Below are 12,904 nucleotides of genomic sequence, written 5' to 3' on the forward strand. Positions count from 1 at the left end.
TTTTGTTGTCAGATAATTTAGATTTTTTAGAAAATATGAATATTATTCTAAATTTAATTCATAAAAAATCTGTTTTTTTATAGTTAAATTTAAATTAAAAGAGAGTAAAAAAGGTCATAGTATACTTCTAATTATTTTTATTTTGTAATAGTAATTTTTGATTTTATGGTTGTTAAAGAAGGAACATTCATATAAAATTAGACTAAATTAGAAATAGATGAATTTTATTATGTATGTCATTTAAAGAGAAGGGGGAGTTATTATGGAAGTATTAAGTCATGGGTGTACATTAGATTGTTTTGATTGTTGTAAATTTAATGTTTATAAAGAAGGAAGTGAAATTCTAAAAATAGAAGGTGACAAAGATCATCCATTTACAAAGGGACTCATATGTAAAAAAGGAATAGCTCACTTAAAAAGATTGAATCATAAAGATAGAATATACACTCCTCTTTTAAAGAATAATGGAGTATGGAAAGAGATTTCCTTTGAAGATGCCTTAGAAATAATGAAAGAGAAACTTGAATCTACAAAAGAGAAGTATTCTTCTAAGTCAATATTATATTATAGCCAATATGGAAGTGGAGGAGTACTAAAGGGAATAGAGGATATATTCTTTAATTTTTATGGTGGTGTAAGTAAAGCTACAGGAGGCCCTTGCTGGAGTGCTGGAATAAGAGCTCAAAAATATGATTTTGGAGATTCTGTATCAAATTCCTTAGAGGATATGATAAATAGTAAAAACATATTTTTATGGGGTAAAAATCCTGCAAATACAACCATACATACTATGGCAATTTTAAATAATGCAAAGAAAAACGGGAGCAGAATAATAGTTATAGATCCAATAAATACTCAAAGTGCAAAGCTTGGAGACATTCATGTAAAAATTAAACCAGGGACAGATGGAGCTTTAGCTATGGCCATGGCAAAAATAATAATTTCTAAAGGTCTTCAAGATGAGGATTTTATAAATAAATATGTTTTAGGATTTCAAGAATATAAAGATCATTTAGAGAATTTTGATTTGGATTATTTAAGTTATGAATGTGGAATAGAAATAGAGGATATAGAAAAGCTAACTAAATACTATTGTGAAAAAAATTCTAGCATATATTTAGGATATGGAATGCAAAAATATAAGAATGGTGGAAATACCATAAGAGCTATTGATGCCTTAGGTGCTTTAACTGGTCAAATTGGAGTTAAAGGCGGTGGAGTAAATTACGCCAATAAGGTATTAAGTAGAATTTTAGATTTAGATCCATTTAAAAGTGGAGAAATTGGAGAAAATAGAGAATTTTATGTCTCTAATATAAATGAGTTTATAGAAGAACCTAAAAAATATTCTTTAAGTGTAGAAGATTCTAATGCACCAATAAAAATAATGGTAATAGCTAATAGCAATCTTATGAATCAACTTCCAAACTTAAATAGATTAAATAATAGTATAGACAAAGTTGAGTTTAAAGTTTGTTTTGATATGTTTATGACAGATACTGCTTCAAAGTGTGATTTATTCATTCCTTGTACCAATACCTTAGAAAGCGAGGATATGGTTTTTAGTTCAATGACTAATCCATATTTAATATATAATGAAAAGATAATAGAACCTAGAGAAAAACTTATGGATGAATACTACTTTTTTAGAGAGTTAGCTAAAAGAATGAATTTAAAAGGATATCCAAGCCTATCTAAAAAAGATTATTTAAGTAAGGTTATTGAACCTTTAATGAGATATAATAAAGATATAACCTTAGATTATTTAAAAAATAATCCTTTTACAGTTTATGATGATGTAGCTTGGGAAAATAAAAAGTTTAAAACACCTTCTGGCAAATTTGAACTTGCATCTAAAAGAGCTTTAAAAGAGTGCGGAAGCTTAACACCAACATACTTAAGTCCTAGAATAAAAGAAAACTGTTTTAGATTGCTTACTAATCATTCTAAAGATTCATTATCAAGTCAGCATTATATAGATGTAGATGAAAAGGCAAAAGTATATTTAAATGAGAATATGATAAGAAAGTTTTCCTTAATTTGCGGAGAAAAGGTTAAATTAAAATCAAGGACTGGAGAGATTACAGCAATTTGTTCCTTGGATAATGGGGTTCAAGATTATGTGGCTTTAATGTATGTTGGTTGGTGGAAAAAACATGGGAATCCAAACTTTTTAACTGAATCAGGAATCTCTGATATGGGTGGACAAATAACATATAATGAAACCTTTATAGAGATTGAAAATATATAATAAATAAAAATCAAAAGAGAAAGGTTGTATTTAAAGAGAATAAACATTAAAGAAAAAGGAGGATGCTTCAAAAAAATATTTTTGTGGAGCGAAAAGATATGGTGAATAAAGAGATTATAGAAAATGGATTTTTTAAAATAGAAAAAAAGCTAAATGAAGAATTTATAGGACAAAAAACTTTCAATAAGGAGTTATGTGATTACTTTAAAGATAAAATAGAGGAAGATAGCAAAGGTATATTGCTTATAGTAGAGGAAAGAGACATATTTAAAAATAGTGTACTAAAATACTTTTTCGAAGAACTTAATTATTATAAGTTTGTTAAGAATAGTAAAATTGATGAGATTGATTTAGCTGCATATAAGTTTAATTTAGGGTACAATGCCTTTTTAACAGATTTATATGAAAAATTAAATAATGACTCTCAATGTTTAGTATTTAAAAATACAGATAAAGCAAGTGAAGATATATTAAATGTTCTTTCAGGAATAAGCCCTAATTCTTGTATAATGCTAAAAGATAATTATGTAATAAAAAATAAATTTTTAGTTGAAGCTGAAGAAATTGATGAGGATATTGTAAATAAAATTATTTGTAATAATAAATTCTTCATATTCCTTTATAACAAGGATAAAGGTGAAGAACTTGAAATAATAGATAATGAATTCCTAATAAATAAAGACAAGACCTTATATAGAAAAGCCTTAAGCGAAAAGGATAAAAACAAAGTAATAAAGAAAAAGCTATTAAAAGAAATAAATAAGGTTAAGGAGCTTTTTGATATTGACATAATAATAGGAGTAGATGAAAATCCAGATGTAGAAGAAAAATCAGGGGTTTGTACTTATATAGAAGATAACTTTAGGGAAAAAGGAAGTTTAAGCCTAGATCAATACATATCATATAAGATTTGTAAGCCTATAATCAATATAATTAGAAAAGAAGCTATTGAAGCAAATAGTAGATTACTTATATATGTAGAAGATGATGAAATCTTTTGTAAATCAAATGATGAGGTTTATGATTTAAGCAAGTATAGCAATCCAACCTTAGAAGAGGTTAGATATAAATTAGAATCTATAATTGGTATGAAAGAGCTTAAGGAGTTTATAGATAAGATTGAAAATAACTTTAAGGTTCAAAAAATAAGAGAGAAACTTGGATTAAAGACTACACAAATCTCATTAAATATGATATTTGCTGGAAATGCTGGTACTGGTAAAACTAATGCAGCAAGAATAACCTTTGAGTATTTATATGCCTTAGGTATGATAAAAGAAAATATATTTAAAGAGGTTAGTAAAGCAGATTTTATAGGAGAAGGAATTAGTAATACAGCAAGAAGAACTAATGAAATAATAGAATCAGCTTTAGGTGGAGTATTATTTATAGATGAGGCCTATTCCTTATGTACAGATGAAAATGATAAGGCAGGTCGTGAAATAGTAGATGCTTTATTAAAAGGAATAGAAGATAACAGAGACAATATAACTGTTATTTTAGCTGGGTATGAGAAGGATATGGAAACTTTCCTAAGTTTTAACCAAGGATTAAAATCTAGATTTCCAAATGTAATTAAGTTTGAGGACTATAATCCTTCAGAGATGTATGAAATAGCAGTTAATATTGCTAAGTCAAAGGGATATAGAATAGCTAAAAGTGCAAAGGCTGGACTTATTGAATTATTTACTAAAAACCAAATGGTTGGGAAAAGTGATTTAGGAAATGCAAGATTTGTTAGAAATATTGTAGAAAATGCAATAATGGATGCATCTAAGAAGTATTTAGTGAATAAGGAGAGAGCTATTGATCTTCTAGAAAAAGATAATTTTAACTTTAAGGTAAGTGCAAAATTTGATTTAGAAGAAAAGTTAAAAGAAATAATAGGCCTTGAAGAGGTTAAGGAATTTTTAAGAAGCCAATATAAGCTTATAGTAGCTCAAGAAAAGAGAAAATCTGTTGGAGTAAATACGAAAATAGAGCAAAATTTAAATATGATATTTGCAGGTAACCCTGGAACAGGAAAGACTAGTATAGCAAGATTAGTAGCTGAAATGTTAAATAGCATGGGGCTTTTAAAGGTTGGACAATTAGTTGAAACAGACAGATCAAGTTTTGTTTCAGATATTCCTGGAGAAACTTCAAAGAAAACTGAAGAAAAATTTAAAGAAGCCTTAGGTGGAGTTTTATTTATTGATGAAGCTTATACTTTAGCTAATGATTCCATAGGTAGAGAAGCTATAGAGACACTTCTTAAATTAATAGAAGACTATTCAAGAGAAGTAATAGTTATTTTAGCAGGATATGAAGAAGAGATGGAGAATTTCTTTGATGTTAATATAGGATTAAGATCAAGATTCCCACTTTGGACTAAATTTGAAGACTACAATCCTAATGAACTTTTAGAAATGGCAATAAAATTAGTAGAAGCTAAGGGATTTAAACTTTCTAAAAATGGATATTCAGAGCTTAAAAAGAATTTCGTTGAGATATATGAAAACGCAGATGCTCAATCAGGAAATGGAAGAATGGTAAGAAACTATGTTGAGCAACTTATAAGAAATCAAAGTATTAGAATTGCAGAAAGTGATATAAGTGTTTATGAAATGAACCTTATAAACACAAAAGATATAAAGGCTATGAATGCAATAAAATATGATAATCACTTTGATTTAGAGAAAAAGTTAAATAATTTAATTGGAAATGAAGAGCTTAAGGATTTTCTTAGAGGACAATATAAACTTATGAAAATCAGAGAAAAGAGAAAGAAACTTGGTTTTCAAGTTGATTTAAATAAGTATATGAATATGGTCTTTACTGGAGAAAGTGGAACAGGGAAAAAGACAGTTTTAAATATATATTCAGAAATGCTATATAGTATGGGGATAATCAAGGCAAAAAACATAGTTCAAATAGATAAATATGAATTTATGGCAATGATTAATTCAGGTATGAAAGTTGAAGATATATTAAATAAACATGTTGGAAAAATATTATATATAGACAAATGGAATACTTTCTTTGGAGAAGAAAGATACAATGAAATAGTATCTGATCTTATAAAATTCATAGATAATAATAGCAATAGAATAGTTATTGTTCTTGGTGGAATAAGAGGCAAGATGAAAGATCTTATTTTAACTAATGAGGGATTAAATTATAGATTCCCTATTTGGGTTGACTTTGGAAACTACAATGAAAGGGAATTATATGACATAGCTTCAAGCACTTTAGTTAAGAAAGGTTTTACTTTAGATGAAGAAGCTGAAACTGCTTTAGAAAATGCTATTGGAGATATACAAAAGAGAATGGGAGAGCTAGCACTTAAAAATGGTCTTATGATTAAGCAATTTTTAGATAGCTTAGTAAGAGTACAAAGTATTAGAGTTTGTGATGAAGATTTTGATATAAACACAATAAATAGAATTATATCAGAGGATATATTAAAGAGTACTGAAATCTTTTTAAAGAAAAATACAACTCAAAATGGAAGTTTTTAAAGAATTAAATTTATAAATTAAATACTTTTAAGTTAGGTATAAATTCTATTTGAAAAAGTAGTAAATTTACCTAAATTGCTAAGGTCCTAGTACAATTAATATTGTGCTAGGGCTTTATTTATATAAATTACTTTTTTCTTAAGATATACTAACGTAATTAAATTTTAATTTTTAGTCATATTTGCCATGATATAATTTGAAAACAGATGATTAATTAAGCAGAGTTTTAACTTTAAAGCTTAAGTTTCTCATAATAATTATTTTAGGAGGTGAGGTTGTTAGTAATAGGAAAATAGTTAAAAGTATATTAGCTATTACTTACAACAAATAGAGTATGATAAAGAAAAAGAGTATTATGAAAGTTCTTTGTGGAGCAATAGTTAGTACATTCATGTTTGGAATGGCTACTCCAGTATTTGCACAAAGTGAAAAAACTGAGGCTGTAGTAACTTTAGGAGCTAATTTAACAAAGTCAGAAAGATTACAAATGTTAGATGCTTTTGGAGTAAAAGCTAATGAGGTTAAAATAATAGATGTAACTAATCAAGATATAAGAGAACAATTAGGTTTAGATACAAGTAAACCAATACCTGCTAGCAGTCAATCAATATCAAGTTCTTACGTGGTGGTTAAGGACAAAGGTGGAATAAATGTAACTACTAACAATTTAACAGAGGTAACAGGAAGTATGCTTGCTAATGCTCTTCTTACTTCAGGGGTAAATAATGCTGATGTAAAGGCTGATGCTCCATTTAAGGTTACAGGAACAGCTGCCTTAGCTGGTATTTTAAAAGGATTTGAAGATGCATCAGGAGAGGAGTTATCTCTTCCAAAGAAAGAGGCTGCAAGAGAGGAAATTTCTTTAACTAATAATTTAAGTAATGCTAAAACTAAAGATGGACAAACATTAGGAAAAGATGAAGCCGCTGTAGTAGTAAATGATATTAAAACTGATGTAATTAAAGATAAACCTAAAAATGATGAGGAAATAGGTAAGATAGTAAACAATGTTACAAATAACTATAATATACTTTTAACACAAGGGCAACAAGAACAAACAATAAAATTTATGTCTAAAATAAATGATTTAGATTATAACTATGGTGCTATGAAAGAATCCTTAAATCAAATGAATGATAAGCTTCAACAAATATTAAAAGACACAGGAAAACAATTAGAAGAAAGTGGTCTTTTAGAAAAAGCATTAAATGGTATAAAAAATGTTTTAGTTGATATTAAGGATTTTCTAGTAAATATGTTTAGCTCAGCTAGTGAAAAAGTTAAAGATGGAATAACTTACGATGAAAATGGCAATATAGTTATAAAAACAGGAAATAATTCTGATGAATCAAAGAATGAAGAAAGTATCCAAGATAAGCCACAAACTCAGTCAAATGATAATAATCAAAATAAAGAAAATGAACAAGGACAAAATCAAACAAAATAATTAGTATTGAAAAAGAGAGTATTTAACTCTCTTTTTTTTATTTTTAAATAGGGTTTAGGGTAAACTAATGAAAGTTTATTGTAAACCTAAAATTGTAAAGTAGTTGACAATTATGAATTATAAGGTTATTATATGGAATATACTTTGATAATCAAGATAAATTTATTTTGAAAGTAGTATTTATAAGATTAAAGGAGAGTTAACTATGAAAATGAAAACAAGAGATTTAACACTGATACCTATTTTTGCAGCACTTACAGCTATTGGAGCTTTCATTAAGATACCAATACCAATAGTGCCTTTTACACTTCAATATTTCTTTTGTGCCTTAGGAGCAATTTTACTTGGTGCTAAAAGAGGAGCCTTAGCTCAAATAATCTATGTATTAGTAGGACTCCTTGGAATTCCTGTATTTACTCAAGGAGGAGGACCATCATATGTATTTCAACCTACCTTTGGATATTTAATTGGTTTTATTTTTGGAGCTTATATAATTGGAAAAATAACAGAAAATCTAAAAACTATAAATATTAAAAATTTATTTTTAGCTGGAATTTTAGGACTTTTAGTAATCTATTTATTTGGAGTTTCATATATGTATGTAATTTATAATTTTTATCTAGGGGATGCAATGAGCTTATTATCAGCAGTGAGCATTGGAGCTATAGCGTGTTTACCAAGTGATTTATTATTGACATTTATAATTTCATTAGTAGGATCTAAGGTTTGTCCAAGGTTAAAAAGACTTGATTATATTTAAAGAGCGGAGTTGATTTTTATGGATTTTGTTTTAAAAATGAAGGATAAGTCTTTAAAAAATATAAAATTAACTAGAGAAGAAGGGTTAAGGCTTTTTAATAGTAATCTAGAGAAATTGATTAAAGAAGCTAACAACATAAGAAAAGAAATTCATGGTGATTGTATTGATTTATGTTCAATAATTAATGGGAAAAGTGGAAGGTGTGGAGAGGATTGTACTTTTTGTGCCCAATCTAAGTATCATAAGACTAATATAAGTGAATACCCTCTTCTTGATTATGAAAAGATAAAAAAAGTTGCTAAGGAAAATGAAGATGAAGGAGTTCATAGATTTTCTATAGTTACTTCAGGAAGAGGACTTTATGGTGAGGAGTTTGAGAGAGTAATTACTTATTATTCAAATTTAAATAAAGAGCTTAAAATAAATCTTTGTGCTTCCCATGGAATAATAAATAAAGAGTCTTTAATAAAATTAAAGAAAGCTGGAGTAAAAAGATATCATCATAATTTAGAGACATCTAGAAACTATTATGACAAAATATGCAGAACTCATTCTTATGAGGAAAGGGTAAAGACTATAAAAAATGCTAAGGAAGCTGGTTTAGAAGTATGCTCAGGAGGAATAATTGGCCTTGGAGAAACAATTATAGATAGAATAGATTTAGCTATTACACTTAGAGAATTAGAAATAAAATCAATTCCAATAAATATTTTAAGTGCTATTAAGGGAACTAAGCTTCAGCATATGACTCCTTTAAATGAAGAAGAAATTCTTAGGACAATAGCTGTTTTTAGATTTATAAATCCAGAAGCTAAAATAAGATTAGCAGGAGGAAGGTATTTGCTTAAAAACTTTGGTGAAAATGCTTTTAAAGCAGGAGCAAATGCTACTATAACAGGGAATTTATTAACTACATGTGGAAATAAGATAAAAGACGATAAAAGATTAATAGAGAATATTGGGATGAGGATTTTTTAGTTATGAAAAAGGGAGTATATATAATAGGAACTAGCACTGATATTGGTAAAACTTTTATTAGTGGACTAATTTTAAAAAAGTTAAGAGAAGAGGGAAGAAATGCAGGGTATTACAAGGCAGTCTTAAGTGGAGCTATAAAAGACAAAAAAGGGTTAATACCTTTAGATTGTGAAGAAGTTATGGAGATTTCTGGACTTAAGGAATCCTATGAAAATATGGTTTCTTACATACTAGAAAATCCATATTCTCCTCATTTAGCAAGTGAAGTAGAAGAAGTTTCTATAAGTATGGAAAAGATAAAAAAAGATTATAATAGTGTTAGAGATAAATATGACTTTATTCTTTGTGAAGGAAGTGGAGGAATAGTGTGTCCCATAAGTTTTCAGAGAAAAAGCTTATGCTAGAAGATATAATTAAAGAGTTTAACATTCCAATAATACTAGTATCTAATAGTGGATTAGGTGCTATTAATCACACTGTTTTAACAGTAAGTTATTTAAGAAAATTAGGACTAAAAGTAAAAGGAATAATACTTAATAAATTTAATAAAAGTGATATTATACACAGAGATAATAAGAAGATAATCAAAGAATTAACAGGAGTAAATAATATTTCAACTGTGCCAAAGATAGAAGATATAGAAGAGTATGATTTAAATGAACTTAATGAGGTGCTTTATGGAATTTAAATAGGATTTAATTTAGAGGAATATATTAAATTTATGCTTTAATTAACTAAAAATGTATAGAAAATCTTTTAGGAGAATAAGATAGTTTTGCTATCTTATTTTTTTATTAATAAAATATGAAAATTTGGATTTAAGGTTTATTTAAGGTTAAGAATATTCAAAAATTATACATAATTTTTAAAAATATGATATTATTAGGATAAATAATTCGTAAGGGAGGATATTCATGAAAAAGAAATACATAATAGCAATAGTAACAGTTGTAATACTTGCAGGGGTAGGAGTTGGAAGTTATTTTTTAAAACAAAGTATGAATAAGGAATCAGTGGCAACTATGGAGATATACACTGTTCCCTCTACAGATAAGGTTTTTGTAAATGGGAAAATAGAACCAGAAAAAGTTGAAAATATATTTTTAGATGCTACAAAGGGTACTGTAGATAAAGTAGAAGTTGAAAATGGAGATGTTGTTGAAAAAGGAGATACTTTATTTATATATAAAAATGACCAAGTTCAAAGTCAGGTAGAACAGTTAGAATTACAATTAAATTCTGCTAAAAGTCAAAAAGAAGAAATTAATAAACAAAATGCAGAAGCAAAAAAACAATTAGAGGATTTAAAGAAAGCAGGATTAGAAAATCAAATGCCTCAAGGAGGTCAAATGCCTAATTTAGGACAAAATGCAGGTGGAGAGATATCAACTGGAAGTGTAGATGAGCAAATAAAACTCCTAGAAAAGCAAATAAAAGCATTAAAAGATAAGGAATATTATAAAGTAACTGCGCCTATAGGTGGAAAGGTAATTTTGGCAGAATCAAGTACAAATCCTACACAACCATATATTACTGTGGAATCAGGTGATTATTATATTAGTGGAAGTGTAAATGAAAAAGATCAACCTAAGATAAAGGAAGGACAAGAAGTTCAGATAACTATTCTTTCAACAAATAAAAATATAAATGGTAAAATATCCTCTGTTGGAAACACTCCTATAGATAATGGAGCTTCTTTAGCGGCACAAACAGGTGCACAGGGAGGCGCAGGTGGAAATATGTCTTATTATGAAGTTAAGATAACACCAGATTCTCAGGAAGATTTAACTAATGGATTCCATGTTCAAGCATCTGTTAATTTAGATAAAAAGCCAATAGAAATTCCTAAGGAAGCGATTTTAAGTGTGGATAATGAAGAATTTGTATTTAAAAATGTAGATGGAAAGCTTGTTAAGCAAGTTATAACATATTCACCTAAAGAAGGAAGTGAAGATGAAGTTATAGTAAGCAGTGGATTAAATGAAGAAGATAAAATAGTTTCTAATCCTACTCCTAACATGAAAGAGGGGATGAATGTTGAGTAATATAGTAGAGGTTATTAAGTTAAATAAATACTATAGCTTAGGTAAAGAGAAATTTCATGCTTTAAAGGATGTTAATTTGGAAATAGAACAAGGGGATTTTGTCATGATAATGGGGAAATCAGGTAGTGGTAAAACAACTCTAATGAACTTACTAGGATTATTAGATAGCTTTGAAGATGGAATATATAAGTTTAATAATATTGATGTTAGTAAATTAAAAGAAGATCAGAAAGCTGACATAAGAAATAAGTATATGGGATTTATATTTCAACAATTCCATTTAATAAACTCTATGACCATAGGAAGCAATGTTGAACTTCCATTATTATATAATGAAAAAAGCATGCCTCGTAAGAAAAGAGAAGAACTTATAGATAAATACTTAGAAATGGTAGGTTTATCAGAAAAGAAGAATCAACTTCCTCTAGAGCTATCAGGAGGTCAGCAACAAAGGGTAGCTATTGCAAGAGCTCTTATAAATAATCCTTATGTTATTTTTGCTGATGAACCAACAGGAGCTTTAGATAGTAATACTAGTACAGAAATAATGGAGATTTTAAAAAGATTAAATGAGGATAATAAGACAATAATCATGGTAACACATGACGAAGACTTAACTAAATACGCAAATAAGATAATAAGAGTTAAGGATGGGGTTATAACAAAGGGGGAAGATTATGTCAGCAATTAATTTAATAAAAACAGCCATTGCTAGTTTAAAGTTTCATAAGTTAAGAACTTTTCTAACAATGATTGGTATTATTATTGGCATAAGCTCTGTAGTTACAATACTTTCAGTTGGAGATGGATTAAAAGCTTATGTTTTAGAATCTTCTCAAGAAACTAATGCTAATAAGATAAACATAACATTTAAACCAGATAACTTTGATGCTAATATGAGTCTTTTAGAACCTTTTACAAAATCAGATATGAATGGAATAAAAGGAATAAAGGGAGTTAAAGATGTGAAGCCATCTCAAGGTTTTATGGGCATAATGAGTTTTTCAAGTAGTCAGCTTCAGTATTTTGATAAAAATCAATTTGCTATGCTTGGATCCTATGATGGAAAAAATGAGAAAGTTGAATATGGAAGATGGTTTGAAGATGGAGATAAGGATAAGTCTGTAATTGTATTAGATAATAATGTTGCAAAAGAACTATTTAATCCAATAGAAAGTGGTATTGGTAAGGCTGTAACTATGAATGGAATGAATTTTGAGGTTATAGGTATTTTACCACATGTTGATATTATGAGTTTTGGAGGAAATACAAGTTATGTTCCAAAGAAAGCTATAGACAATATGAATAGCAATGAAGTAATAACTTCCTTAGATATATCACTTAATGCAGGTGTTGATAAAAAAGAAGTATATAAGGATATAGAAAAATATTTAATGGCTAACCATCCTAATATTGGAGGAAAGTATGAGATGCAAGACCCAGAGGAAGTTACAAAAGCCTTTGAAAAGATAATTGGTGGATTAACAAAATTCATAGCATTTATTACAGGAATTTCACTTTTAGTAGGTGGAATTGGAGTTATGAATATAATGTATGTTTCAGTTTCTGAAAGAAAAAGAGAAATTGGTATAAGAAGAGCTATTGGGGCAAAGCCTAAGAGCATATTACTTCAATTCTTATTTGAAGCTGTATTAGTAACTTTAATAGGTGGATTAATTGGAATATTATTAGGATACTTAATATCCAAAGTAGCTGGAGCCTTTTTACCATTTAAGCCAATACTTACAATGAGTACCTTTGTAGGAGCTACATTAGTTTCAATAATAGAAGGAGTAGTATTTGGAATAATACCAGCTTACAATGCTTGTAAGTTAGATCCTATAAAAGCTATTTATAGATAAATAAAATTTATAAAAGTTAATATATAAATTAATCATAAAATATAAAGAAAAAAGATGGAAA

General features: G+C 28.0%; 8 protein-coding genes and 1 pseudogene. All 9 read left to right on the forward strand.

Annotation, left to right across the window (positions count from 1 at the left end; translation table 11 throughout):
• Positions 1-262: 262 nt before the first annotated feature.
• The 9 genes and pseudogenes from I6G60_RS07615 to I6G60_RS07655 all read left to right on the forward strand — a co-directional run bounded on the left by I6G60_RS07615 (position 263) and on the right by I6G60_RS07655 (position 12,843).
• Complete coding sequence (locus I6G60_RS07615; protein ID WP_111744250.1) at positions 263-2,251, forward strand: molybdopterin-dependent oxidoreductase; 1,989 nt, start codon at positions 263-265, stop codon at positions 2,249-2,251.
• Between the two features lie 98 nt (positions 2,252-2,349).
• A complete protein-coding gene (locus tag I6G60_RS07620) occupies positions 2,350-5,751 on the forward strand; it encodes an AAA family ATPase (RefSeq protein ID WP_111744352.1) in 3,402 nt (1,133 codons plus the stop codon).
• A 355-nt stretch (positions 5,752-6,106) separates the two neighbouring features.
• Positions 6,107-7,198 (forward strand): DUF1002 domain-containing protein, encoded by a 1,092-nt coding sequence (locus tag I6G60_RS07625; protein WP_110034679.1) that lies wholly within the window; start codon positions 6,107-6,109, stop codon positions 7,196-7,198.
• A 205-nt stretch (positions 7,199-7,403) separates the two neighbouring features.
• Positions 7,404-7,958, forward strand: coding sequence for a biotin transporter BioY (locus I6G60_RS07630; protein ID WP_025648299.1), 555 nt, complete (start codon positions 7,404-7,406; stop codon positions 7,956-7,958).
• Positions 7,959-7,976: 18 nt separating this feature from the next.
• A complete protein-coding gene (gene bioB / locus I6G60_RS07635; protein ID WP_110034680.1) occupies positions 7,977-8,936 on the forward strand; it encodes a biotin synthase BioB in 960 nt (319 codons plus the stop codon).
• Positions 8,937-8,938: 2 nt separating this feature from the next.
• A pseudogene (gene bioD, locus I6G60_RS15435) lies at positions 8,939-9,624 on the forward strand (dethiobiotin synthase).
• Between the two features lie 226 nt (positions 9,625-9,850).
• Entirely contained in the window at positions 9,851-10,981 is a 1,131-nt protein-coding gene (locus tag I6G60_RS07645; RefSeq protein WP_110034681.1) for an efflux RND transporter periplasmic adaptor subunit, read from the forward strand.
• Positions 10,971-11,672: an ABC transporter ATP-binding protein gene (locus I6G60_RS07650; RefSeq protein WP_110034682.1), complete on the forward strand. Its 702-nt coding sequence runs from the start codon at positions 10,971-10,973 to the stop codon at positions 11,670-11,672. Before I6G60_RS07645 ends, I6G60_RS07650 begins: the two co-directional genes overlap by 11 nt.
• Entirely contained in the window at positions 11,659-12,843 is a 1,185-nt protein-coding gene (locus I6G60_RS07655; protein WP_110034683.1) for an ABC transporter permease, read from the forward strand. Before I6G60_RS07650 ends, I6G60_RS07655 begins: the two co-directional genes overlap by 14 nt.
• Positions 12,844-12,904 lie beyond the last annotated feature (61 nt).

The organism is Clostridium perfringens (genome assembly GCF_016027375.1).
Classification (GTDB): Bacteria; Bacillota; Clostridia; order Clostridiales; family Clostridiaceae; genus Sarcina; species Sarcina perfringens.